Annotated in this window: 22 protein-coding genes, 1 pseudogene and 1 riboswitch; of the genes and pseudogenes, 16 read left to right on the top strand and 7 right to left on the bottom strand. The window is 70.3% G+C overall.

The window, feature by feature from the left end; translation table 11 throughout:
• Positions 1-4 precede the first annotated feature (4 nt).
• Positions 5-1219, top strand: coding sequence for an NAD(P)/FAD-dependent oxidoreductase (locus B5D66_RS14760; protein WP_078762309.1), 1215 nt, complete (start codon positions 5-7; stop codon positions 1217-1219).
• Here B5D66_RS14760 and B5D66_RS14765 read toward each other — a convergent pair.
• Together B5D66_RS14765 and pip are read right to left on the bottom strand one after the other, a co-directional pair.
• The gene (locus tag B5D66_RS14765; RefSeq protein ID WP_078762310.1) at positions 1203-1394 is read right to left on the bottom strand and encodes a ferredoxin; all 192 of its coding nucleotides are present in this window, start codon (positions 1392-1394) and stop codon (positions 1203-1205) included. The two genes, B5D66_RS14760 and B5D66_RS14765, sit on opposite strands and share 17 nt — an antisense overlap.
• 134 nt (positions 1395-1528) lie before the next feature.
• Complete coding sequence (gene pip, locus B5D66_RS14770) at positions 1529-2488, bottom strand: prolyl aminopeptidase (RefSeq protein ID WP_078762311.1); 960 nt, start codon at positions 2486-2488, stop codon at positions 1529-1531.
• Between the two features lie 522 nt (positions 2489-3010).
• Between pip and B5D66_RS14775 the strand changes: the two genes are divergently transcribed.
• Together B5D66_RS14775 and B5D66_RS14780 are read left to right on the top strand one after the other, a co-directional pair.
• Positions 3011-4717: an AMP-binding protein gene (locus tag B5D66_RS14775; RefSeq protein ID WP_078762312.1), complete on the top strand. Its 1707-nt coding sequence runs from the start codon at positions 3011-3013 to the stop codon at positions 4715-4717.
• A gap of 175 nt (positions 4718-4892) precedes the next feature.
• Complete coding sequence (locus tag B5D66_RS14780; RefSeq protein WP_078762313.1) at positions 4893-5954, top strand: 3-deoxy-7-phosphoheptulonate synthase; 1062 nt, start codon at positions 4893-4895, stop codon at positions 5952-5954.
• Positions 5955-6065: 111 nt separating this feature from the next.
• Here the strand turns inward: B5D66_RS14780 and B5D66_RS14785 are convergent, their stop codons facing one another.
• Positions 6066-7301, bottom strand: a complete 1236-nt coding sequence (locus B5D66_RS14785; RefSeq protein WP_078762314.1) for a metal-dependent hydrolase family protein — start codon at positions 7299-7301, stop codon at positions 6066-6068.
• A 188-nt stretch (positions 7302-7489) separates the two neighbouring features.
• Here B5D66_RS14785 and B5D66_RS14790 point away from each other — a divergent pair, with 188 nt between their 5' ends.
• The 12 genes and pseudogenes from B5D66_RS14790 (at position 7490) to B5D66_RS14845 (ending at position 19399) form a co-directional block, all read left to right on the top strand.
• Positions 7490-8323 carry a MurR/RpiR family transcriptional regulator gene (locus B5D66_RS14790; RefSeq protein WP_078762315.1) on the top strand — a complete coding sequence of 278 codons (834 nt, stop codon included), beginning with the start codon at positions 7490-7492 and terminating at the stop codon, positions 8321-8323.
• A gap of 154 nt (positions 8324-8477) precedes the next feature.
• Positions 8478-9884 (top strand): sodium:solute symporter family protein, encoded by a 1407-nt coding sequence (locus B5D66_RS14795; protein WP_078762316.1) that lies wholly within the window; start codon positions 8478-8480, stop codon positions 9882-9884.
• Between the two features lie 211 nt (positions 9885-10095).
• Positions 10096-10194, top strand: a riboswitch (glycine riboswitch).
• A 46-nt stretch (positions 10195-10240) separates the two neighbouring features.
• Positions 10241-11350: a glycine cleavage system aminomethyltransferase GcvT gene (gcvT, locus tag B5D66_RS14800; protein WP_078762317.1), complete on the top strand. Its 1110-nt coding sequence runs from the start codon at positions 10241-10243 to the stop codon at positions 11348-11350.
• Positions 11351-11468: 118 nt separating this feature from the next.
• Positions 11469-11849, top strand: a complete 381-nt coding sequence (gene gcvH, locus B5D66_RS14805; protein WP_078762318.1) for a glycine cleavage system protein GcvH — start codon at positions 11469-11471, stop codon at positions 11847-11849.
• A gap of 4 nt (positions 11850-11853) precedes the next feature.
• Positions 11854-13125: a serine hydroxymethyltransferase gene (gene glyA, locus B5D66_RS14810; protein WP_078762319.1), complete on the top strand. Its 1272-nt coding sequence runs from the start codon at positions 11854-11856 to the stop codon at positions 13123-13125.
• A gap of 113 nt (positions 13126-13238) precedes the next feature.
• Positions 13239-14648, top strand: a complete 1410-nt coding sequence (locus tag B5D66_RS14815) for an L-serine ammonia-lyase (protein WP_078762320.1) — start codon at positions 13239-13241, stop codon at positions 14646-14648.
• A gap of 303 nt (positions 14649-14951) precedes the next feature.
• Positions 14952-15611: a hypothetical protein gene (locus tag B5D66_RS14820; RefSeq protein ID WP_144390138.1), complete on the top strand. Its 660-nt coding sequence runs from the start codon at positions 14952-14954 to the stop codon at positions 15609-15611.
• A gap of 11 nt (positions 15612-15622) precedes the next feature.
• A complete protein-coding gene (locus B5D66_RS14825) occupies positions 15623-17287 on the top strand; it encodes an N-6 DNA methylase (protein ID WP_144390139.1) in 1665 nt (554 codons plus the stop codon).
• Positions 17275-17946: a restriction endonuclease subunit S gene (locus B5D66_RS14830; RefSeq protein WP_078762322.1), complete on the top strand. Its 672-nt coding sequence runs from the start codon at positions 17275-17277 to the stop codon at positions 17944-17946. The genes B5D66_RS14825 and B5D66_RS14830 overlap by 13 nt, the downstream gene beginning before the upstream one ends.
• Positions 17947-17985: 39 nt before the next feature.
• Positions 17986-18096, top strand: a pseudogene (locus B5D66_RS14835) (L-serine ammonia-lyase, iron-sulfur-dependent, subunit alpha); the annotation flags it as partial.
• Between the two features lie 83 nt (positions 18097-18179).
• Positions 18180-18818 (top strand): hypothetical protein, encoded by a 639-nt coding sequence (locus B5D66_RS14840; RefSeq protein WP_078762323.1) that lies wholly within the window; start codon positions 18180-18182, stop codon positions 18816-18818.
• Between the two features lie 212 nt (positions 18819-19030).
• Positions 19031-19399 (top strand): hypothetical protein, encoded by a 369-nt coding sequence (locus B5D66_RS14845; RefSeq protein WP_078762324.1) that lies wholly within the window; start codon positions 19031-19033, stop codon positions 19397-19399.
• 211 nt (positions 19400-19610) lie between these two features.
• On the opposite strand, the gene B5D66_RS14850 is transcribed toward B5D66_RS14845, so the two are convergent.
• The 3 genes from B5D66_RS14850 to B5D66_RS14860 all read right to left on the bottom strand — a co-directional run bounded on the left by B5D66_RS14850 (position 19611) and on the right by B5D66_RS14860 (position 22212).
• Positions 19611-20279, bottom strand: a complete 669-nt coding sequence (locus tag B5D66_RS14850; protein ID WP_078762325.1) for a lytic polysaccharide monooxygenase auxiliary activity family 9 protein — start codon at positions 20277-20279, stop codon at positions 19611-19613.
• A 229-nt stretch (positions 20280-20508) separates the two neighbouring features.
• Positions 20509-20925: a VOC family protein gene (locus B5D66_RS14855; protein WP_078762326.1), complete on the bottom strand. Its 417-nt coding sequence runs from the start codon at positions 20923-20925 to the stop codon at positions 20509-20511.
• 444 nt (positions 20926-21369) lie between these two features.
• The gene (locus B5D66_RS14860; protein WP_078762363.1) at positions 21370-22212 is read right to left on the bottom strand and encodes an IucA/IucC family C-terminal-domain containing protein; all 843 of its coding nucleotides are present in this window, start codon (positions 22210-22212) and stop codon (positions 21370-21372) included.
• Positions 22213-22392: 180 nt separating this feature from the next.
• Between B5D66_RS14860 and B5D66_RS14865 the strand changes: the two genes are divergently transcribed.
• Positions 22393-23085 (top strand): haloacid dehalogenase-like hydrolase, encoded by a 693-nt coding sequence (locus tag B5D66_RS14865; protein WP_200813652.1) that lies wholly within the window; start codon positions 22393-22395, stop codon positions 23083-23085.
• A gap of 91 nt (positions 23086-23176) precedes the next feature.
• Here the strand turns inward: B5D66_RS14865 and B5D66_RS14870 are convergent, their stop codons facing one another.
• Entirely contained in the window at positions 23177-23773 is a 597-nt protein-coding gene (locus B5D66_RS14870; protein ID WP_078762327.1) for a hypothetical protein, read from the bottom strand.
• Positions 23774-23775: the final 2 nt, after the last annotated feature.

Consider the following 23775-nt stretch of genomic DNA (forward strand, 5'->3'; position numbering starts at 1 on the left):
ACGGATGCGCGACATCGTCATCGTCGGGGCCGGCATGGCCGGGCTCGGGGCCGCGGAGGCGCTGCGGGCCGCGGGCTTCGACGGCACGATCACCCTGATCGGCGAGGAGCCGCACCGCCCCTATTCGCGCCCGCCGCTGTCCAAGGAGGTGCTGACCGGCAAGGGGTCGCCGCTCGGCGTGGTGTTGCGGGACGAGCCGGAGTTCGATGCGCTCCACCTGGACCTGCGCACGGGCGTGCGCGCCGAACGGCTGCGGCCGGGTGGACGCGCCGTCGACCTGTCCGACGGCACATCGGTCACCGCCGACGGTGTGATCATCGCGACGGGGGCCGCCGCCCGCCGCCCCGACACGGACCTGGCCGGCGTGCACGTGCTGCGCACGCTCGACGACGCGCGGGCCGTGCGCGCGGCCCTGGAGACCGAGGAGCGGATCGTCGTGGCCGGGGCCGGCTTCATCGGCGCCGAGGTGGCCGCGAGCGCGCGCTCGCTCGGCCTGGACGTGGTCCTGGTCGAGGCCGCGCCGACACCGCTGACCCGCGTCGTGGACCCACGTGTGGGCCGGGTGCTCACCGACCTCCACCGCGACAACGGGGTGGAGGTGCGGCTGGGGACCGCCGTCACCGGTTTCGAGGGGGACGGCCGGGTCGAACGGGTCCGGCTCTCCGACGGGACCGCGGTGGAGACCGGGCTGGTCGTGGCGGGACTGGGCGTCACCATGAACACCGGCTGGCTGGCCGGCTCCGGCGTCGAGCTCGACGAGCGCCTGGGCGGTGTGCGCTGCGACGCCTACTGCGCGACGACGGTGCCCGGTGTCTACGCGGTGGGCGACCTGGCGAGCTGGCCGCACCCCCGCTACGGCGGACGGATCCGGCTGGAGCACTGGACCAACGCCGGGGAGCAGGCCGAGCTGGCCGCGCGCAACCTGCTCGCGGGCGAGAACGGGCGACGCCCCTACACCCCGGTCCCCTACTTCTGGTCGGACCAGTACGGGATGAAGATCCAGCTCCTGGGCCGCGCCGCGCCCGCCGAGACCGTGGAGTTCGTGCACGGCTCACCGGAGGACCGCAAGTTCGTGGCCTTCTTCGGCGACGGCGGCATGCTCGTCGGGGTGCTGGGGCTGCGTTCGACCCCCAAGGTCATGCGCTACCGGGGACTGTTGGAGAAGCCCACCACCTGGGACGAGGCGCTGGCCGCGGCCGGGATCACCGCTGGAGCCTGATGGCCTGCTTCGGGCACATCCGGGCGGCCTCCTCGACCTTCGCCCACTGCTCCTCGGCCGGCTCCTCCTGGAGCACGTAGAGGTAGTCGTCCTCGCGCACCTCGAACACCTCGGGGGCGATCCCCATGCAGACCGCGTTGCTCTCGCACAGGTCGAAATCGACGTTGACGCGCATAGCGCCCCTCCTCAGGGGGATGGTCCTCACCTCACGATCGCTGACAGCGAGCTTAGCCCCGTCCCACCCGCGGCGGCAGGGGGCCGGCGAAGGGGCCTGGCGGCCGTCCCGGCGGACCGGGACGGCCGCTCCCCTCACTCCTGGGCGAAGCGGTCGGTCGCCTCGATCAGATGGTGCAGGATCCCCGGCTCGCTGAAGGCGTGGCCGGCGTCGTCGACGAGGTGGAACTCCGCCTCGGGCCAGGCCCGGTGCAGGTCGAACGCCGTCTTGGCCGGCGTGCACACGTCATAGCGGCCCTGCACGATCACGCCGGGGATCGACCGCAGCTTCCCGGCGTTCTCGATGAGCTGGCCCGGGGTGAAGAACCCCCCGTGCAGGAAGTAGTGGTTCTCGATCCGGGCGAAGGCCAGGGCATAGGAGGGCTCGGCGTGCTCGGCGCGCAAGCCGGGGTCGGGCCGCAGGGTCACCGTCGACCCCTCCCACACGCTCCAGGCCCGCGCGGCCTCCAGCCGCACCGCCGGGTCGGGGGAGTTGAGCCGCTCCGCGTAGGCGCCGATGAGGTCGTCGCGCTCCTTCTCGGGAATCGGCGCGATGTAGGACTCCCACAGGTCGGGGAAGAGGAAGGACGCGCCGTGCTGGTAGAACCAGCGCAGCTCCTCGTTGCGGAGGGTGAAGATGCCGCGCAGGATCAGTTCGCTGACCCGCTCCGGATACTCCTCGGCGTAGGCCAGGGCCAGGGCGCTTCCCCAGGAACCGCCGAACACCTGCCACTTGTCCACGCCGATCATGCGACGCAGCCGCTCGATGTCCTCGACGAGGTTCCAGGTGGTGTTGGTGTGCAGCTCCGTGTCCATGCGGCTGGCGTGCGGGGTGCTGCGTCCGCAGTTGCGCTGGTCGAACAGCAGGATCCGGTAGTGACGCGGATCGAAGAGCCGACGGTGGACGGCGGCGCACCCTCCGCCCGGTCCACCGTGCAGGAAGACCACGGGTTTGCCCGCCGGGTTGCCGCACAGTTCCCAGTAGATGCGGTGCCCGTCGCCGACATCGAGCATCCCGCTGTCATACGGCTCGATGGGCGGATACAGCGTGCGCATGAAGAGGCGCCCTTCTAAAGACGAGGCTGTCGGTCGTGCAAGGGGGAGAGGACCGAGCGGCGAGGCCGGGGAGCCGGGAGCAGCGGAGGACGGGCTGGAGCGGGAGGGCCGGTCCGGCCCGGAGGTCCGCGGCGCTGTCACGGCCTCGTCACGCGGGAGGCGAGCTCATGGCTGTGAACGGGGCACGGGAGCTGCGGCTCTGCTTCCCGGCGTTCCCGGCGAAGACGGGACGGAGATCACCGGCGGCGGGCTCTGTGGCCCGGGCCCCGGCAGGTCGGGACGACCCCACCGTTGCAGCGCCGAAGACCCTGGTTCACCGCGCAACTCGTCCATCGCCCTCATCCTAAAGGCCCGGCACACACGGTGACCGTCGCTTGCCTCCGCTGCCCCGTGGCCCATGACGGCCTGGGGCGCCGCTCGACGACGGTGCCGCTGGATGATCTTGGCCGTCTCCCCCCGCGTCGCCCACGACCCCCTGGGCTAGAGTGACCGTCGTCACAGCGACTACTGGGAGGTAGGTCTATGCCGAGCACGCCCACCGAGACGTTCCGAGCCGCCCGCGATCTCCTGTTGCGCACCCGTACCGACTACGAGACCGCGGTACGCGAATTCTCCTGGCCTCGTCTCGACCGCTTCAACTGGGCGCTGGACCACTTCGACGTCGCGGCGGCCGAGCACCCCGACCGGCTCGCGCTGTGGATCTCCCACGCCGACGGTTCCGAGACGAGGCTGGGATACGGCGACCTGGCGCGCCGCTCCAACCAGGTGGCGAACTGGCTGCGCGCCCAGGGCGTACACCGCGGGGACCGCATCCTGCTCATGCTCGGCAACCGGGTCGAGCTGTGGGAGGTGATGCTGGCGGCGATGAAGCTCGGCGCGGTGGTCATCCCCGCCACGACGCTGCTGTCGGAGGCCGACCTCGCCGACCGGATCGAACGCGGCGGGGTGGCCCACGTCGTGGCCGAGGCCGCCGAGACGTCGAAGTTCGCCTCGCTGGGCGGACACTGGACCCGGATCGCGGTGGGCCTGGTGGAGGGATGGCTGTCCCTGTCCGACTCGGAGTCGGTGGAACCGGAGTTCGAACCGACCGGTCACACCCGGGCCGAGGACCCGCTCCTGTTGTACTTCACCTCCGGGACCACGGCGTCGCCCAAGCTGGTGGAGCACACCCACCTGTCCTATCCGGTCGGCCACCTGTCCACGATGTACTGGATCGGGATCCAGCCCGGCGACGTCCACCTCAACATCTCCTCCCCCGGGTGGGCCAAGCACGCCTGGTCCAGTGTGTTCGCCCCTTGGAACGCCCAGGCGACCGTGCTCGTCGTCGAGCAGCCCCGCTTCGACGCCGCGTCGCTGCTGGACCGTGTCACCGCCTGTGGCGTGGACACCTTCTGCGCGCCTCCGACGGTGTGGCGCATGCTGATCCAGGCGGACCTGGGCCGTTGGAAGGTGCCCATCCGCGAGGCGGTCGCCGCCGGCGAGCCGCTCAACCCCGAGGTGATCGAACAGGTCCGGCGGGCCTGGGGGCTGACCGTGCGGGACGGGTTCGGGCAGACCGAGACCACCGCCCAGATCGGCAACACGCCGGGACAGCAGGTGCGCCCCGGCTCGATGGGCCGCCCGCTGCCCGGTTACACGGTCGTGCTGGAGGACCCGGTCACCGGTGAGCTGGGCGACCAGGGGGAACTGTGCCTGGCCCTGGACCCGAGACCGGCCGGGCTGATGACGGGCTACCGCGACAGCCAGGAGCGCACCGCGCTGGCCATGCGCAACGGCCGCTACCACACCGGGGACGTCGCGGCCCGTGGCGCCGACGGCCACATCACCTACGTGGGCCGCTCCGACGACGTGTTCAAGGCGTCGGACTACCGGATCTCGCCGTTCGAGCTGGAGAGCGTCCTCATCGAGCACGAGGCGGTCGCCGAGGCCGCGGTGGTGCCCTCCCCCGACCCGGTGCGCCTGGCCGTGCCCAAGGCCTACGTCACCCTGGTGACCGGCGCCGAGGCGGGTCCCGAGCTCGCCCGCTCGATCCTCGCCCACGCCCGGGAGAAGCTCGCGCCTTACAAGCGGGTGCGCCGGCTGGAGTTCTCCGACCTGCCCAAGACGATCTCCGGCAAGATCCGCCGGGTGCACCTGCGGACGGTCGAGGAGGAGCGCGGGACGATCGCCGCGGGCTCGCGCCGTCCCGGAGAGTACTGGGAGGAGGACTTCCCCGGCCTGAAGGGGTGAGCGCCGGGACCGCCGCGCCCCGCCGGTGAACGGGCGCGGCGGTCCCGCAGGCCCCGTCCGGATCCCTCTTTCCGGCGTGATGACACCCGCCACACCTGGGGGCCAGCCCGGGAAACACATCAGGTCAGCGCGTTAGTGTTTCGAGTGGGCCCATCGGAGAGGGATGAAGGAAGACATGCCGAGTACCAATGACACCCGTGTCGTGAGCTACCAACCGCTCGTCGCGCCGCAGGACATCCTGGCCGAGCTGCCGATGGGTCCGGAGCGCACCGCCCTGGTCGCCGAGGCACGCGCCGAGATCAAGAACGTGCTCGACGGCCACGACGACCGCCTGCTCGTCGTGGTCGGTCCCTGCTCGGTTCACGACCCGGTGTCGGCGCTGGACTACGCCCAGCGCCTCAAGGCGTTCATCCCCTCCGTCAACGACGAGCTGCGTGTCGTGATGCGCGTCTACTTCGAGAAGCCGCGCACCACGCTGGGCTGGAAGGGCCTCATCAACGACCCCGGCCTGGACGACAGCTACGACGTCCACCGCGGCCTGCGCACGGCGCGCCAACTGCTGCTCGACATCGGCGCGCTCGGCATCCCCGCCGGCACCGAGTTCCTCGACCCGATCACCCCGCAGTACATCGCCGACGCGGTGGCGTGGGGCGCGATCGGTGCCCGCACCACCGAGAGCCAGGTCCACCGCCAGCTCGGCAGCGGCCTGAGCATGCCGGTCGGTTTCAAGAACGGCACCGACGGCGACGTCCAGGTGGCCGTGGACGCCTGCGGCGCCTCCGCCGCCTCCCACACCTTCTTCGGGGTGGACCCCACCGGCGCCGGCGCGGTCGTCACCACGTCGGGTAACCCCGACTGCCACGTCATCCTGCGCGGCGGCCGTTCGGGCCCCAACTTCGACGCCGACAACGTGAACGCGGCGTTGGACGTGATCGGCGCGGCCGGTCTTCCGCGTCGTCTGATGATCGACGCCAGCCACGCCAACAGCGGCAAGGACCACCGCCGCCAGCCGGGGGTCGCCGAGGCCATCTGCGCCCAGGTCGCCGACGGACAGCGGGGCATCATCGGCGTCATGCTCGAAAGCTTCCTGGTCGAGGGGGCCCAGAAGCTCGGCGACCCGGCCTCTTTGACCTACGGTCAGAGCATCACCGACAAGTGCATGGGCTGGGAGACCACCGAGGACGTGCTCGTGGGACTGGCCGAGGCGGTCCGGCGGCGGCGCAAGACCACCGGCTGACCCCTCCCCGGCGCCGCCGGGCCGGCGGCGCCGGTCGGTTCGTCGTCGGACGTTCGGGCGCGGGTGGCCGTCCGTACCCGGCCGTGCCGCCTCCCGACGTTCGGCCGCGTCTCAGCCGACCTGTCCGTGGCGGACGATTCCCTGCGCCATCACCAGCCGCAGGTTCTCCTCGGGGCAGGCGAGCACGGTGACGTCCTGGAGGGGGTCGCCGTCCACCACGATGAGGTCGGCGTGCGCGCCGGGCCGGACCGTTCCGATCCGCCCCTCCAGGCCGAGCAGCCGTGCGGCCGTGACCGTGGCCGAGCGCAGGACGGCCGGGGCGGGCTGTACCTGCGCCCGGATCGCGAACTCCTCGTTCTGGTGGGCCTGCATCCCCCCGAGCAGATCGGTGCCGAACACGAGGTTGACCCCCGCCTCGTGGGCCATGCGCAGCGCGTCCAGCCCGCGGGTGAGGACGGTGTCGACCTTGTCCTGGCTCTCGCGGGGCAGACCGTTGCGGGCGCCCTGACGTGCCAGTTCCTGGTAGGTGACGAGGGTGGGGACGAGGTAGGCGTCGTGTTCGCGGAAGAGGTCGAGACTGCTCTCGTCGATGAGGTTGCCGTGTTCGATGCAACGGACCCCCAGGCGCAGGCCGCGGTTGACCGCGCGGGCGGTGTAGGCGTGACCGGTGACGTAGCGGTTGGCGGCCTCGGCCTCTTCGACGACGGCGCGGATCTCGTCGTCGGCGGACTGCACCGAGTCGATCCGGTCGGTGGGTGAGGCGACGCCGCCCGACAGCATGATCTTCACGTGGTGGGCGCCGGTGCGCAGCTGTTCCCTGGCGGCCTTGCGGAACGCGACGGGGCCGTCGCAGACGATCGCGGCGCCCGGGCAGCAGGCGTGGTCGTCGTGGACGTGCCGGCCGCGCGGCCGGAAGTCCCCGTGCCCCCCGGTCTGCGACAGCGCCTTGCCCCCGAAGATCAGGCGGGGGCCGACGAACAGTCCGTCGGCCATGGCGTCGGCGAGGCCGTGGTCGCCTCCGCCCACGTCGCGGACGGTGGTGAAGCCCCGTCGCAGCATGTCGGAGAGGGCGCGGGCCGCGTAGGCGGCGACGTAGGAGGGTGCCCGGTCGGAGACGGATCCCAGGTCGGCGCTGAGCGCCGTGACGTGGACGTGGGCGTCGACGAGACCGGGCAGCAGGCTGGCGCCGGCCAGGTCGATCACGTCGGCGTCGGCTCCGGGCGCCGTCCCGGTCCCGTGGTCGGCGATCAGCCCGTCCCGGACCAGCAGCCACGATCCGGGGCGCGCGGTCCCGGCCTCGGGATCGATGAGGTTGGCGTCGGTGAACAGGACCGGTCGGGTCGACATGGGTTTCCTCCGGTGGTGTGCTCGGGCACGGCAAAGGACCGCGCCCTTGTGCAATATATGTTGCACAAGAGGCTCGGGGAAGACCCCCGAGGGGCCGGCACGGCACGCCGGACCGACGGGGAATCATGGGTGCCGTCCGACAGGGAGCCGGACCGGCGCCGACCACGCCGCGGAGGACGAGGGAGACCATGCCCGACTGGATCGAGGAGGCACTGGCCGGCGGCCGGCTGGGCAGGGCCGGCGAACAGGTGATCCGGGTCCTTCGCGACGAGCCCCGGTTCGCCTCCTACGCCACCACCTCCCAGCTCGCCGAGCGCGCCGGGGTGAACGTGGCCACCGTGGTACGCGCGGCGCAGCACCTCGGCTTCGCGGGCTGGCCCGCGCTCCGCATCGAACTGCGCTCGCGCTACCTGGCCTCCCTGAGCGCGGGCGAGGTGCTGGCCGAGCACGCCCCCTCCGACGCGGATCCCGTCCAGGCCGCGGTCCGCTCGGATCGCGAGGCGCTGCGGATGCTCGCGGCCACGCTGGACGTCGCGGCCGTGCGCGCGATCGCCGCGGCGCTCCACGGGGCGCGACGGACCCTGGTCCTGGGTTCGGGCACCTTCGCGGCGCCGGGCCTACAGCTCGCCCACGCGGCGGGGATCATGGGCTACGACGTGGAGATGCGCCAGTCCGGGGGGACCGGGCTGGTCAGCGACCTGGCCCGGATGGGGGAGGGGGACCTGCTGATCCTGTGCGACCTGTGGCGGCTGCCCCGGGCGATCGCCTCGGCCGCCGAGATCGCGGTGCGGCGGTCGGTGCGGACCGCGGTCCTCACCGACCGCCGGGACTCCCCCTTGGTGGAGACGGCCGCGCACGTGGTCCTGGTGCCCAGCGAGGGGGCGGGGATGTTCCCCTCCCTCGCCCCGGTGATGACGGTGGTGCACGCGATCCTGGCCGAGCTGGCGCGGGTCGGCGGCGAGAGGGCGTTGCGCGCGGCGCGCGAGAACGAGCGCCTGTGGGAGCAGGCCGGCCTCTTCTGAGGAGGCGCGCGGCGGGACGGGAGGCCCGGCCGGGAAGGTCTCGCCGAGGGTGTTCCGCGTCACACTATCTGCAATAAATGTTGCATTGTGGGATGCGACACTGCTTTCATCGTGCGAACTCGGCTGGTCCTCTCCCCGGTTCCAAGGCGGCCCCGTGCACACCATTCACCTTGTCATCCTCTGCGTCTATCTCGTCCTCATGCTGGGCGTCGCGTTCTTCTTCCTGCGCTCCGGTCGCATCGGCGGCGGCGACGACTTCATGTTCGCCGGTCGCAGCCTGCCCCGGCCCGTCATGATCATCACGATGCTGGTCACCTGGGTCGGATCGGGGACGATCATCGGCGGCGCGAACTTCGCCTACACCTACGGCCCGCTCGCCGGAATGGTCTTCTTCGCCGGCACCCCCTGCGGCATCCTCGTCCTCGTCCTGATCGCCCGGCGCATCCGCCGCGCCTCGCGCTACACCATCCCCGAGCTGCTGGAGGCCCGGTTCGGCACGGGGGTGCGCACCGTCGCCGCGATCGTCACGACGGTCGCCTACCTCGGCCTGGTCGCCTCCCAGTTCATGGGCGGCGGCTACGTCGTGAGCCTGGTGACCCCGCTGAGCCCCACCCAGGGGACGATCCTGGTGGCCGTCGTCGTCACGGTGCTGACCGTCACGGGCGGGATGTTCTCCGTCGCCTACACCGACTTCGTCTCCGGCATCCTCATCCTGTTCGCCCTGCTGGTCTCGCTGCCGCTGGTCTTCGCCGCCGTCGACGGGCCCGGCGCCTACTGGGCGGCGCTGCCCGAGCACGCCACCACCTTCAGCGGCGGCCTGTCCGGTCTCCAGCTGCTCGGCTACTTCCTGCCGCTGTTCCTGCTGCTGCTCGCCGACCAGAACATCTACCAGCGCATGACCGCGGCCAGTGATGAGCGCGCCGCGCGCTCCTCGACGCTCGGGATGTTCTACACCAGCTTCCTGGTGATCGTCCCCGTCGTCCTGCTGGCCTCCGCCGCCGCCATCCTGATGCCGGGGATCAACGGTGACCTGTCGGTGCTGGGCCTGGCCTCGCAGGGGTACCTGCCCGCCGTCATCGGCGGCCTCCTCCTCGCCGGAGCGGTGGCCTTCGTGATCACCACGGCGTCGTCCTTCATGCTCTCCGGCGCCTCGAACATCACCTACGACCTGTGGGTCCGCTTCGCCAAGCAGGAACCGGGAGACCGCGCCCGGCTCCTGGTGCAGCGCGGCGCGGTCCTGGGGATCGCCGTGGCGGCCTTCGCGCTCGGCCTGTTCTTCCCCACGGTCCTGGAGCTGCAGATGTACAGCTACACCATCTACGGTGCCGCGATCACCCCGGTGGTCTTCGCGGTGCTGTTCTGGCGGCGGGCCACGACCGCCGGCGCGGCGGCCGCCCTGCTGGTCGGCGCCCTGACGACCATCGGCTGGGAACTGGCCGGGACGCCGGGCGACCTCAACGGGGTCATCGTGGCCCTGCCGGCGGCGCTGGTCGCCCTGGTCGCCGTCAGCCTCGTGACCAGGGCCCCCTCCCCCGACCAGGTGGCCGCTGCCCAACGGTGACCCGCGGCGGTCCCGCCCCGGCCCGCCGCCCCCTCCCCGGGCGGCGGGCCGGCCGTGCCGGCGCCCCCTCCGGGTCCGGACAAGCCGGGCGGGCGCTGCTAGGCTGGCGAGCGGTCGCCGACCCCGCACGGGAGAGCGTCCACGCAGCCTGCGCGGACCGCCGAAGGAGCAATCCCTCCCCACAACCTCTCAGGCGCACGGACCGTACGGGCGAGACCACTCTGGAAAGCAGGGGCGTGCCCCTCGCCGAAGGTGCAAACCGCGTCACGGCGCGGTGAAGCTCTCAGGCCCCGATGACAGAGGGGGAGGATGGCAACGCCTGTGGAACAACGACGTCCATCCTCTCGGGAGCGCCCATGACGGAGCCCACCACCCGCACCACCCCGCTGCACGAGGTCCACGAACGGCTCGGCGCGACCATGGTCGACTTCGCCGGTTGGGCGATGCCCCTGCGCTACGGCAGCGAGACCGCCGAGCACAAGGCCGTACGCGAGGCCGCCGGCCTGTTCGACCTGTCCCACATGGGCGAGATCCACGTCGCCGGACCGCAGGCCGCCGAAGCGCTCGACTACGCGCTGGTCGGTCACCTGTCCGCGGTGACCGTGGGGCGCGCCCGTTACACGATGATCACCGACGCCGACGGCGGCGTGCTGGACGACCTCATCGTCTACCGCCTGGCCGGCGAGGAGTTCCTCGTCGTGGCCAACGCCGCCAACACCGCCGTCGTCGCCGCCGCGCTGCGGGAGCGCGCCGCCGGCCTCGACGCCGAGATCTCCGACGAGTCCGCCGACTACGCGCTCATCGCGATCCAGGGTCCCCGGGCCGCCGAGATCCTGGCCCCGCTCACCGACGCGGACCTGGACACCATCAAGTACTACGCCGGCTACCGGCACACCGTCGCCGGGCAGCCGGTCCTGCTGGCCCGCACCGGCTACACCGGCGAGGACGGATTCGAGATCTTCCTGCGCCCCGGCGACCAGGCGCCCGCCGTGTGGGAGGCGCTCGTGGCGGCGGGACGGCCGCACGGGCTGCTTCCGGCCGGCCTGTCCGCCCGCGACACGCTGCGCCTGGAGGCCGGCATGCCGCTGTACGGCAACGAGCTGAGCACCGACGTCACCCCCTACGAGGCGGGGCTGGGCCGCGTCGTGAAACTCGACAAGCCCGGCGACTTCGTCGGCCGCGCCGCCCTCGCCGCCCGGGCCGAAAGCGGCCCCGTTCGCAAACTCGTCGGCCTCGTCGGCCGTGGTCGGCGCGTTCCCCGGCAGGGGTACGCCGTCATGCGCGACGATCAGCAGGTCGGCACGGTCACCAGTGGCGCGCCGTCCCCCACGTTGGGCAAGCCGGTCGCGGTGGCCTACGTCGACGCCGACGTCGACACCGCGAGCGGGACCTTCGCGGTGGACGTGCGTGGCCGGGCAGAGGTGGTCGACCTGGTCGAGCTTCCGTTCTACCGGCGGGAGCGCTAGACCATCCGAGGTGTGGCCCGTCCGGTCCGCGGTTCCCGTCCGCGGACCGGACGGGTCGAGGCTGCGCGCGCCGGTCGTCGGCCGTGCTGGATAATGGAAAACCTCCTGGAGAGTTGAATTGAGCGTTCCCGCGGAGCTGGGTTACACGAGCGAACACGAGTGGGTGGCCATCAGCGACGGAGTCGCCACCGTCGGCATCACGGAGTACGCCGCCGAGGCCCTGGGCGACATCGTCTACGTGGAGCCCCCGGAGGTCGGTGCGACGGTCGCGGCGGGTGACACCTGTGGCGAGGTCGAATCCACCAAATCGGTCAGCGACATCTACTCCCCCGTCAACGGCGAGGTGGTGGAGGTCAACCCCACCGCGGTGGGCGATCCGGCGATCATCGGCGAGGACCCCTACGGCCAGGGCTGGCTGTTCAAGGTCGAACTCGCCGAGGAACCGACCGATCTACTCACCCCGGAGCAGTACACGCAGCTCACCGAAGGTGAAGGTTAACCACATGGCCGCCGAGAAGAACCTGCTCGACCAGTCACTCGCCGAACTCGACCCCGAGGTGGCCAAGGCCGTCGGCGCCGAACTCGGCCGCCAGCGCGACACCCTGGAGATGATCGCCTCCGAGAACTTCGCCCCCCAGGCGGTTCTGGAGGCGCAGGGGTCGGTGCTGACCAACAAGTACGCCGAGGGCTACCCCGGCCGCCGCTACTACGGTGGCTGTGAGTACGTGGACGTCGTCGAACAGCTCGCGATCGACCGCGCGAAGGAGCTGTTCGGGGCCGAGCACGCCAACGTCCAGCCGCACTCCGGCGCCCAGGCCAACACCGCGGTCTACTTCGCGCTGCTCAAGCCGGGCGACACCATCCTCGGCCTGGACCTCGCCCACGGCGGCCACCTGACCCACGGCATGCGGATCAACTACTCCGGCAAGGTCCTCAACGCCGTCGCCTACCACGTGCGCGAGTCCGACGGCACCGTCGACTACGACGAGGTCGAGGCCCTGGCCAAGGAGCACAGCCCCAAGCTCATCGTGGCCGGCTGGTCGGCCTACCCGCGCCAGCTCGACTTCGCCCGGTTCCGCCGGATCGCCGACGAGGTCGGCGCGCTGCTCATGGTGGACATGGCCCACTTCGCGGGTCTGGTGGCGGCCGGCCTGCACCCCAACCCGGTGCCGCACGCCGACATCGTGACCACCACCACGCACAAGACCCTGGGCGGTCCCCGCGGCGGCCTGATCCTCGCCAAGGAGGAGTACGGCAAGAAGATCAACTCCGCGGTGTTCCCCGGCATGCAGGGGGGTCCGCTGGAGCACGTCATCGCGGCCAAGGCCGTGGCCTTGAAGGTGGCGGCCGGCGAGGAGTTCGCCGACCGGCAGCGGCGCACGGTCGCCGGCGCGCGCATCCTCGCCGAACGGCTCACCCGTCCCGACGCGGTCGAGGCCGGCGTGAACGTCCTGACCGGCGGCACCGACGTCCACCTGGTGCTGGTGGACCTGCGCGAGTCGCAGCTCGACGGCAAGCAGGCCGAGGACCGGCTGCACGAGATCGGCATCACGGTCAACCGCAACGCCGTTCCCAACGACCCGCGTCCGCCCATGGTCACCTCGGGGCTGCGCATCGGCACCCCGGCGTTGGCCACCCGCGGCTTCGGCGAGGAGGACTTCGCCGAGGTCTCCGACATCATCGCCGCGGCTTTGAAGCCCGAGTACGACGCCGAGGCGCTGCGGGGCCGCGTCAACGCGCTCGTCCGCAAGTACCCGCTCTACCCGGGTCTGTAGCGCCCTCGGCGGGCGATCCCCTTCCCGGTGGAGACACGCGCGGGGTCCGGCCACAAGCCGGCCCCGCGCACGCCGAGCGGCCCGACCCCGCCGCAGGATTTCAGGGGGAACCCATGGCCATCAGTGTCTTCGACCTTTTCAGCATCGGCATCGGGCCGTCCAGTTCGCACACGGTCGGCCCGATGCGGGCGGCCCGCGCCTTCGTCGACGGGTTGGCCGGGCTCGGCCTGTTGCCCCGCGTCGCCACGGTACGCGCCGACCTGTACGGTTCGCTCGCGCTCACCGGCAAGGGCCACGGCAGCGACACCGCCGTCATCTTGGGGCTGCTCGGTGAGACGCCCGAGGGGGTGGACGTCGACTCCGTGCCCCAGCGGTTGGAGCGGGTGCGCGCCCGAGGGCGTCTCGCGCTCGGCGGCGAGCACGAGATCGCCTTCGCGCCCCGCGAACACGTGGAATTCCGGCGGCGGGAACGTCTTCCGGGCCATCCCAACGGCATGCGCTTCACCGCCCTCGACGCCGCCGGCACCCCTCTGCACAGCGCCGTCTACTACTCCGTCGGCGGCGGGTTCGTCGTGGACGAGGAGGCCGTCGGCGCCGACCGGATCAAACCCGACGACACCCCGTTGCCCTACCCGTTCACCACGGCCGCGGAGCTGCTCGCGCTGTGCCGTGACACCGGCATGTCGATCAGCGCGATCATGCTCGCCAACGAGCGGGCGTTCGGCCGTGACCCCGGACAGATCCGTTCGGGGCTGCTGGAGATCTGGCGGGCGATGCGCCAGTGTGTGCGCCGCGGCGTGTCGACCGAGGGCACACTGCCCGGCGGGCTGAAGGTGCCCCGGCGCGCCCACCGCCTGTACCGCCAGCTGGGCGGGCGCTGTGACGAGTCCGGGTTGCTCGCTCCGGGACCCGATCTGACCGGTGATCCGATGCGCGGCAGCGACTGGGTGACGCTGTACGCGCTGGCGGTCAACGAGGAGAACGCCGCGGGAGGGCGCGTGGTGACCGCGCCGACCAACGGCGCCGCCGGCATCGTTCCCGCGGTCCTGCACTACTACCTGCACTTCATGCCGGGCGCCGACGACGATGGGGTGGTCCGGTTCCTGCTCACGGCCGGCGCCATCGGCATCCTGTTCAAGGAGAACGCGTCGATCTCGGGCGCCGAGGTCGGCTGCCAGGGGGAGGTCGGCTCCGCGTCCTCGATGGCCGCCGGTGGCCTGGCCGAGGCGCTTGGCGGAACCCCCGCCCAGGTCGAGAACGCGGCCGAGATCGCGATGGAGCACAACCTCGGGCTGACCTGCGACCCGATCGGCGGCCTGGTCCAGGTTCCCTGTATCGAGCGTAACGCGCTGGCCGCGGTGAAGGCCATCAGCGCCACCAAGATCGCGCTCCGCGGCGACGGCAGCCACTTCGTGTCGCTGGACAAGGTCATCACGACCATGCGGGACACCGGCCGCGACATGCACGACAAGTACAAGGAGACCAGCCGCGGCGGCCTCGCCGTCAACGTGATCGAGTGCTGACGGTCTCCTCCGCACGTGTTAACGAGGGTTGCGCCACAGAGTACGCGTTAACAAACTTCGCGCACTGGAGTGCGCTTGACCGACGTGATCGCTATCTGTACCGTTCTTCTCGAAGGATGGTGCACGCGATCGCGTTCCAGGCGGATTGATCGGGGCCGAGCCCGCGTGCCCTGACCCCGGATAAAGCCGTGCCCCGGGTGGCGTGCAATGCAGAGGCGAACCCGGGGCTTACACCGGCAACGATACCAAACCCCCTCGTCCCTGTCCTCTCGTGCCCTCAGTCGAGATAGAACGAAGGTCATCGTGAGCCCCGGCATCCCGGAATGGATGGTCTCCGCGTACTCGTCCCCTCGCCTCGCCCCCTACCTGCGGTGGTGTGACGGCGACGTCACGATGGCCGTCAACCTGTACCACTGGAACGTCATGGTGTCGGCGGCCTTCTACGGTCCGCTGCACACGTTCGAGATGGCACTGCGCAACTCCGTCCATAACCAGCTGTCCGCCCACTTCGATCGAGCGGACTGGTGGGAGAGCGTGCAGTTGCAACGTCCCGGTCCCAGTCTGGTCGACCAGGCGAGGCAGGCATGTCAGCGTCGCAAATCAACAACCACACCGGACGACATGATCACCGAGCTCACCTTCGGTTTCTGGGTCTCCCTGACCGCCCGCCGGTACGACCGGACTCTGTGGGTACCCGTCCTCCGCAAGGCCTTTCCTGGGTACCGAGGTCGCCGCGATGCCCTGCATGAGGAACTGGAATCCCTCCGCCTCTTCCGCAACCGGATCATGCACTACGAGCCCATCCACCGGCGGCACCTGGAGAAGGACCACGCGAAGCTCTACCGCGTACTTTCCTACATCAGCCCCGAGGCCGCGTCCGGGATCAAGCCCATGGACAGGGTGCCCGAGGTGCTCATGGTCAAGGAACAGATGTGCAGGGGCGATCTTCCGCCGAGCTTCTGAGGGAGGCCATCGTGGACCAGAACGGACCAAGGCTCGTGTCGCGTGCACAACTCGCCCGATACGCCGGGGTCAGCCGGGCCGCGGTGACCACGTGGCAGAAGCGGCACCATGACTTCCCCGAACCGGAGGACACGAAGTCTGAGCTCTTCGATCTCGACCAGGTCATCGACTGGCTGTCCTCACGCACCATCCCGGCCAAGGCCCGCCGCCCGAACGAACCTGTCGACGCCACCTACGCCGACCGTGTGCGCGCCACAGCGGCCGCCGACGCCCCGGGAGCGACGTCAGCGCCCGGACACCGATCCCCGGTCGGCACCGACGACGTCGACAACGCCGTCTTCCGTTTGTTGGCCGACCTTCGGGGTTTGTGCGCGCCCACCGAGTCCGCGCTCCTCATCGCGGTACTCGTCTTCCTCCGTTCCTCAGATGCCAACCAGTGGAGCCTTCTGCGAGAGCGGACCGGTCACGGCACCGTTGATGCGTCCGTGTTCGCGGCCGACTTCGGTGAGCACCTCCCTCCCTTCGTCCCTGGTGCCCTCCAAGGACTGGGACCTGACGCCTTCACCACGGCGGTCCGCGGAGTCGACGCGATCGACACCCACGGCCAAGAGCGGGACATCCTGTTGGCCGCCTTCAACAGCGCTCTCTCCTTCCTGGAGAAAAACTGGGACCCCCGCCACTCGATTCTGCGCACCCCGGAGTCAGTGGTGCGCACGATGGTGGACATCCTCACGCCAGACAATCCTTTCGACAGCGTGTACGACCCCTTCTGTCGGATAGGCGACTTCCTCACCGAGGCCGTACGCGTACGAACGGAAACCGACCCAGCGCGGATCCCCCGTGTCAGCGGTACCGTTCCCAACGAGCTGGTCTTCGGTATTGCGGGCATGAACATGCTGATCCACGGTATCGAGGCCGAGTTCGGTCCCCGCCCCGGATTTCCCTGGGACCGCGACGCCGCACACGACACCGCAGATCTCGTCCTGACCAATCCGCCGTTCAACCTGAGCGGCCCGTCCGAAGGCTCCCCCCACGAGAGCTTCCGCTACGGAGAACCACCGAAGGAGAACGCGAACTTCCGCTGGCTCCAGCACGTGATCGATCGCCTTTCCCCGAACGGTCGGGCGGGCGTGGTGATGGCCAACGGCGCATCAAGCTCCGCCAACGCCAAGGAAGCCGCCATCAGGGCGAACATGGTCGAGGACGGTGCCGTGGAATGCCTCATCGCCCTACCCGGCCAGCTCTTCCAGCACACTGCCATCCCCGTGACCCTGTGGATACTGAAGGCTCCGACAGGCGGGTGTGAGGAGATCCTCTTCATTGATGCCAGCAGACTTGGCCGTATGGCCTCGCGTACGACCCGAACTCTCCAGGAGGAGGACATCGCACTCATCCAACGCGCCTACAACGGATGGCGTGACGGGGAGCGAGATGACTTCGGGAGTGACGCGTCGAGTATCAGCCACGTCGCGACGATTCAGGAGATCCGCGACAAGAAGTACTCACTTCGCCCATCGATCTATGTGACCGGACGTGCACCGCAGACGAGCCAGGCAGAGCAAGCGGAGGCGCTCACATCACTCATCCAACGGCTGGACTCTCTGGAGGCACAGATTCCCTACATCGACGCCAGAACCAATCGGGTGCTCCAGGAGGCACGGAAATGGATTCGCTGATCGGCCCGCTACCCGATGCCTGGAGCGAACACCGGCTTGAAGAGGTCTGCGAGATCCAGGCAGGCCCCTCCGGCGCGAGCCTGCCCTCCCGGGAGTTCGGTGAGCAGGGGACCCCCCTGGTCAGACCCGGCGACATCGCCGACCGGCGGGTGTCGGACACCGGCTTGGCCCACGTCACCCGCACGACGGCTGGACGACTGCGCCGTTACCGGCTCCGCTCGGGCGATATCGTCGGCACCAGGACCGGAACAATCGGCAGATTCGCCCTGGTCACCTCGGATCAGCGAGACTGGCTGTACAGCACTCAACTGCTGCGGGTGCGATCTTCTGATCGCATAGACCCCGTCTACCTGGTGCACTACCTGAGTCTGCCCCCAATCCAGGACTGGATCGACAGACACGCCTCCGGAAGCACGGTCCGGTCGCTCACGGTGGACACACTGCGGTCGCTCCCTACAGCGCTACCTCCCCTGCACGTTCAGCAGGAGATCGGTGCGTCCCTCGAAGCCCTGGACGACAAGGCCCGCCTCCACGCCGAGATCAGCCGGACCACGAGCGAACTGCACGACGCTCTGGCCCCCATGCTGTTCTCTGGTCGGATGCCTGTTCCCATGGTGGACGCGACACCCGACAGCTCCGCAAGTGCCGCGGCTACCTGATCTTCCAGAAGACGCTACGGCGGCACGTTGTTGTTAACCGTTGCGCTCGCCAAGGTCATCACGACCATGCGGGACACCGGCCGCGACATGCACGACAGGTACAAGGAGACCTCGCGCGGCGGCCTCGCCGTCAACGTGATCGAGTGCTGACGGCCCCACCCGAACCACGGCCGCACGCACCGCGTCGAACAGACGAGAAACGCCCCCACCATCTGAACGGAGAGCGTGGTCACATGGACCTGCAGGAGCGCTACGCCCAGCTCCACAACGGGATCCGGTTCGCCATCGAGACCATCGAAGACGCCTACCGCCTCCCACCTCCCCTGGAAGAGGAACTCCACCACTGGGTGATCTCGGAGTGGGAGAGCAGGCGTTCCAGCATCGACTGGTGCGACAACGACCAGGACCTGCTCACGGTGACGAGCAACCTCACCCACCTGGCCCAGTCGTACCAGGAACTACGCAAGAGACTGTTCTCCGACCTGTACCACTTCGGCCCGGAGCCGCCGTGGCGGCGCGTCCATCACACGCTCGCCGTCAGGCTGCCGGTGCAGTTCCACCACAGCGACTCCGAGTACTACATCCTGCAGGACCGGGGCATGAACCGCTGGACGTTCCACGTCCACGGCTGGACCAGGTCTGAGAACGGCGAGCGTGAGCCCACCGTCCGAGAGTTCGAGGTCGAGCTGACCGGACGCTCCTGCCGCATCCCCGACGAGCTCGAGGGAGACCGACTACTCGACCAACTCTTCTATGGCCTCATGCTGATGAAGGACGAGCACTACTACATGCGCACGCTCAGGGACGAGGTGGTCATGGAAGCGGAGCGGATCGTCCACGCGGAGGAGGACGACGGCCACGGCCGGGAGTGAGGGGAGGCATCACCCCTGTGGTGCCCGAGGCCGCTCCGGTGGACCACTGTCAACCGTTGCACTCGCCAAGATCACCACGACCGTGCGGGACACCGGCCGTGACATGCACGGCACGTCCCAGGAGACGTCGCGCGGCGGCCTCGCTGTCAACGTCATCGAGTGCTGAGCCCGTCCGCTTCGCGCGTAGTGACGGGTGGAGCGCGTCCTGGCCGGTGAGGTGGTGGCCGCCCTCCATCCGCCACCGCCCGCGCGGAGTTCACGGCGCGCTTCTCTCCACACGCTCCTTCGGGGACGCCCGCAACCTGCCCGCCGCCTCCTTGGGGGAGCACGCCGAGGACACGCCGGGCACGCTGATCAGCCACACGCTCGGCTCCGCTCCCAGCATCTCCGCCGTGCGCCGGATGGCCCGGCAGAACGGTCTGCGCCTGATCCGGGACTCGGCCGACGGCCGGCAGGTCACACCGCTCACGGAGGACATCGTTCAGCGAACGTTCGGTGCGGTCGTGGGCGAGGCGGGGATGGCCGAGGGCGCCGATCTGTACCTCAAGGTGGGACGCAAGGTCGCCCGTATCGACCTGTGACCCTCGAGGGGCGGCGCTCCCACGCGGTGGGCGCCGTCCCGAGGCGGCAGCGGGTACGGCCGCAATCGGTTGGTGCTCGGCGCGCCCTTGCGGCTCCGGCCGCGCCGGTTCCCAGAGGCGTTCCCACGCCCGCGTTTCGAGGTGTCCGGGCGTGGGGAGACCCCGCCGGACGGAAGGGCGTCCGGCGGGGTCCGCGGTGGTGCTCAGCGCGTCAGCCGAAGTCGACGTCGCTGCACAGGTAGTAGGTCTGGTCCATGTGCGAGGCCTTCCAGATCGTGTAGACGACGTGGTGGCCGGTGCGCCCGGAGGTGTTGACGTCGATCATGTAGTTCTGGCTCGGGGCGTAGCTGCCGGTCTCCTCGACGAGTTCCAGGTCGTCCCAGCCGAGCGGCTCGGTGGTGGGGTCGTACCCCTGCTTGGTGACGTAGACCAGGAAGTAGTCCGCGCCGTGGCTGGCCTGGTCGTAGAGGTGGATCGTGAAGTTGTCCTCGACCGGCGTGGTCTTCCACTCCCCGACCGCGTCGAGGGAGCGGTAGCGACCGCTCTCGGCGTGGCCGCCGCTGCACAGCTGCCCGTCGGGAATGGCGCCCTGGTGGTCGCCGCCGACGTAGTCGCGGTACAGACCGTTCCAGTTCCACATGGCGTTGGGGTTGTCCTGCCACGCCTGCCAGCACATGGGGTCTTCCTGCGCCATGTCGGGGTTCAGGTGGTCGCTGCCCCAGCGGTCCCAGCAACCGTAGTTGCGGGAGGCGGGGTCGACGACGGACCCGTGGGCGGAGGCGGTACCCGTCCAGGCGACGAGGGAGAGAAGGGACACGGACAGTAGGGAGAGGGCGCGACGCGCCCGCCGGGTGGTGGTTGCAGTCTTCTCAGAGTGCATGCGCGGTCTCCGATTCCGGCTGGGGGTTCCGGATACTGGGAGCGCTCCCAAGTACTTCTCTAATTACCCAGCGAAACAGAACGGAAACATGGAGTTTCCGAAAAACGGACCGCACTTCTCCGGCAGGCGGCCGGGGACGGCCCAGACGAACCCGCTTCCCCTCGGGTCCTCGGGCCTCCCCGGCCGCTCCGATCAGCGCGTCACGACGGTCTCCGCGCGCTTTGCCGACCTACTCCGTCTCCTCCTCAAGCGCCGCGATGTCCATGTGGATGACCTCCCACAGATGCCCGTCGGGGTCCTGGAAGCTGCGGCTGTACATCGCCCCCTGGTCGATGGTGTCGATCGAGGGCGCTCCCCCGGAGGCCAGGGCGGCGTCGACGATGGCGTCCACCTCCTGCCTGCTCTCCGCGGACAACGCGATGATCGCCTCGGCCTGGGTCGTGGTGTCGGCGGCCTTCCTCGACATGGTGAAGCCCTCGAAGAAGTCGCGGACCAGGAGCATCACGGAGCTGTCCGGGCCGACGATCATGCACGTGGCGTTGTCGTCGGTGAAGCGCTGGTCGAAGGTGAAGCCGAGCGCGGTGAAGAAGTCGACGGACCGCTTCAGATCCGCTACGGGCAGGTTGACGAAGATCTTTCGGTTCATGTGAGCAACGTAACAAGCACCACTGACATTTCTCCGCTCCGCGCCGGAGACACGAGGGACCGCACCCGACATCGCTACGGCGATGACCTCCCAACGACGGAGGAGACGCGCACCACTCCGCTCCCCCCCCAGGGCGTCGTGCCGGTGCCCCGCCTCCCACGACACGTGGGAACGGACCGGAGGAAGCGTGGCCGAGCTCGCCGCCGTCCTCGGCCGCCCCGAACACCCGCGATGCCGGTAAGGAGCCCCGACCGGCCTTCGGGCCGGCTCCTGCGGAAACGTCGGCCGGAGCAGGCGTGGCACCGAACCGGGCCGCACGTGGGGTCGGCCGGTTCCGCCCGGAGCCGCGCACGGCGGCCACGGGGTCGCGGCCGGTGGCGCGGTGGACCTGCTCACCGGCCCACGGTGGAGCGGCGAGACGTCCCGTCCAGCGCGTCCGCGCGCTCAGGCGTGCTGGGGCGCCTCGTACTGGGTGCGCAGCACCCGCTCGCGCTGGTCGTCCGCCTCCAGCGGGCAGGTGGCGCATTTGGCGTCACCGTAGCGGTAGTAGAAGCAGCATCCCCCGCGCACCAGGAACAGCCGGTCGGTGTCCTTCTCGGCCAGGCGCAGCGGGAAGGGACGCTGCCGGGTGATCGCCCGGGGCGTCCCCGCGTTGAGGTGGCCCACCATACGGGCGGCGCGCTCCCACCCCTCGCGCTGGTCCCGTCCGATCTCCGCGGACAGGGTGAGCAACGCCTGGTAGGCGGCGTCGGCGATCATGCCCCACTGCTGCCGGGTTCCGTAACGGGTGTGCGCGCGCACCGCCTCGACCACCGGCTCCAGCACCGCGACGATCGCGGACATGAAACGAAGGTCGAGGGCGTCCTCGTCCTCGACGACCTCGACTCCCGGACGGCGCGCCATGGGATCGCCGGGGAGTACCGCGACATCGGGACGTTGCAGGGCGACCTGGTAGAGCCGGCCGCTCTCGTGAACACGCACCCACAACCGGTCGGCGGAGGGCAGCGGGGCCCGAGCGGTGAGGTAGACGGTCCCGGCGGCGAAGGACACCAGCTGGTGCCCGAGGTCGGCCGCGAGGAAGGCCGACGCGGAGGTGCGGTTACCGCCGCAGGAGACCTCGGTGAGCAGGTCGAGCAGGTCGGGCACCCTGGCGGGCAGCTCGTCCAGTCGCACCCATCCCGGTCCGGCCGGCGCCTCCTCCTCGGCCCCGAGGAGACCCACCTGTAGATAGAGCTCATGCTCGTTGATCCAACGCACGACACCGGCCAGTGGATGGCAACTGTGCACGGGCACCCCCTACGCGACCCTGAAAAGGCGTTCGTAGGTAAGCCTATCCTCAGCGGCAGCCGAATGGGAGCCCCGCCCCCTCCACGCCCCGGCACGGCCGTCCCCACGGTCGCGAGCCCGGGAGGTGGATGACCCTCCCCTCGGATACGGTGGGCACGCTGACCGGCGCGAGGAGGGGTCGTGGGCGAACGGCTGGTGCTGTGGGACATCGACAAGACGCTGGTGGACATGGACGGGACCGGATTCGAGGCCTTCTCCGCCGCCTTCGCCACGTTCAGCGGGCTGACCGACCACATCGACACACATGGCCCCGGCCGTACCGAATGGCAGTGGTTCAACGACACGCTTGAGGTGAACGGTCTGGCCGACCGCTCGGGGGAGTTCGCCCGCTTCCTGGAGATCCTGGAGGACGAGTTCCAGCGTCGCGCCCACGAACTGCCCGAACGCGGGCGGGTCCTGCCGGGCGCGGAGGAGGCGCTGCGCCGCTGCGCCGAGGCCCCCGACGTCATCTCGTCGGTACTGACCGGCAACACCCGGCGTAACGCGCAGCGCAAGCTCGCCGCCCTCGCCTTGGACCACCTGGTCGACTTCGAGCTGGGAGGGTACGGCGACGACCACTGGGATCGCGCCGAGCTGGTACGCATCGCCCGCCGTCGGGTACGCGAGGCGACCGGCCTGGAGTTCACTCCCGCGACGACCGTGCTGGTCGGCGACGCTCCCAACGACGTGCGGGCGGCCCTCATGGGGGGTGCGCAGATCATCGCCGTCGCCACGGGGCTCAGCGACGCCGACGCGCTGCGCGCCGCCGGCGCCACGACGGTCCTGCCCGACCTCTCCGACACCGACACGGTCATGGCGGCGCTGCTGAGCTGAACCGGGTGGGAAAACGGGACGGCGCCGGAGGCTCCCCTCACAGACCCCCGGCGCCGTCCCTCCACAGTGGCTCGTTGTCAACGACCGCCGATCACACCAGCTCCCGGCGGGGGTTGCGGGGCGGTGCGGTCATCGACATCCGGATGACCGCGGGCAGCCGTTCCAGTTCCAGCGAGGTACGCAGGTCGTCCAGTGCCTCGGCGCGAATCCGGCGCCACACCGCCGAAGCGTCGGCGTCGTCGTTGAGTGTCAGGTCCACCCTCAGCTGCGGGTCGACCCCCGACTCGGTGATGTGGGCCCGGGCCCTGCGGACCCCCGCGTAGTCGCCGATCTCCTCCTCGAAGACCGAACGCGCCACCCCCGCGGGCATCTCGGTGGTTCCGCCCTCGTCGCCGGGGTCCATCCGCAACCGGCCCACCGTGTCGGTCCGCCCCTGGACGACCAGCCAGCGCAACGCCAACAGCGCCACGACGATGGCGACGGCGGCGACGACGTAGGGCACCCAAGGGCGTCGCAGGCCGTCCACGATGGGGGCGCCCACCAGCGCCGAACGCGCGGGGCCGACACCGAACAGGCCCCACCCGGTCGCCAACGCCGCCGCGCCCGCCAGCACGAGCAGCAGTCCCACAAGGGCCAGCCCCCACCGGTTACCACGCGCGGATCTGCGCGCCCTCTTCCCTACCGTCATCG

Origin of the sequence: Marinactinospora thermotolerans DSM 45154, from assembly GCF_900167435.1 — a bacterium.
Classification (GTDB): Bacteria; Actinomycetota; Actinomycetes; order Streptosporangiales; family Streptosporangiaceae; genus Marinactinospora; species Marinactinospora thermotolerans.

What these genes read in the sequence shown, in the direction of transcription:
- B5D66_RS14760 (WP_078762309.1), top strand. Translation starts at nt 5, where the DNA reads ATGCGCGACATCGTCATCGTCGGGGCCGGCATGGCCGGGCTCGGGGCC.
- B5D66_RS14765 (WP_078762310.1), bottom strand. Translation starts at nt 1,394, where the DNA reads ATGCGCGTCAACGTCGATTTCGACCTGTGCGAGAGCAACGCGGTCTGC.
- pip (WP_078762311.1), bottom strand. Translation starts at nt 2,488, where the DNA reads ATGCGCACGCTGTATCCGCCCATCGAGCCGTATGACAGCGGGATGCTC.
- B5D66_RS14775 (WP_078762312.1), top strand. Translation starts at nt 3,011, where the DNA reads ATGCCGAGCACGCCCACCGAGACGTTCCGAGCCGCCCGCGATCTCCTG.
- B5D66_RS14780 (WP_078762313.1), top strand. Translation starts at nt 4,893, where the DNA reads ATGCCGAGTACCAATGACACCCGTGTCGTGAGCTACCAACCGCTCGTC.
- B5D66_RS14785 (WP_078762314.1), bottom strand. Translation starts at nt 7,301, where the DNA reads ATGTCGACCCGACCGGTCCTGTTCACCGACGCCAACCTCATCGATCCC.
- B5D66_RS14790 (WP_078762315.1), top strand. Translation starts at nt 7,490, where the DNA reads ATGCCCGACTGGATCGAGGAGGCACTGGCCGGCGGCCGGCTGGGCAGG.
- gcvT (WP_078762317.1), top strand. Translation starts at nt 10,241, where the DNA reads ATGACGGAGCCCACCACCCGCACCACCCCGCTGCACGAGGTCCACGAA.
- glyA (WP_078762319.1), top strand. Translation starts at nt 11,854, where the DNA reads ATGGCCGCCGAGAAGAACCTGCTCGACCAGTCACTCGCCGAACTCGAC.
- B5D66_RS14815 (WP_078762320.1), top strand. Translation starts at nt 13,239, where the DNA reads ATGGCCATCAGTGTCTTCGACCTTTTCAGCATCGGCATCGGGCCGTCC.
- B5D66_RS14830 (WP_078762322.1), top strand. Translation starts at nt 17,275, where the DNA reads ATGGATTCGCTGATCGGCCCGCTACCCGATGCCTGGAGCGAACACCGG.
- B5D66_RS14840 (WP_078762323.1), top strand. Translation starts at nt 18,180, where the DNA reads ATGGACCTGCAGGAGCGCTACGCCCAGCTCCACAACGGGATCCGGTTC.
- B5D66_RS14850 (WP_078762325.1), bottom strand. Translation starts at nt 20,279, where the DNA reads ATGCACTCTGAGAAGACTGCAACCACCACCCGGCGGGCGCGTCGCGCC.
- B5D66_RS14855 (WP_078762326.1), bottom strand. Translation starts at nt 20,925, where the DNA reads ATGAACCGAAAGATCTTCGTCAACCTGCCCGTAGCGGATCTGAAGCGG.
- B5D66_RS14870 (WP_078762327.1), bottom strand. Translation starts at nt 23,773, where the DNA reads ATGACGGTAGGGAAGAGGGCGCGCAGATCCGCGCGTGGTAACCGGTGG.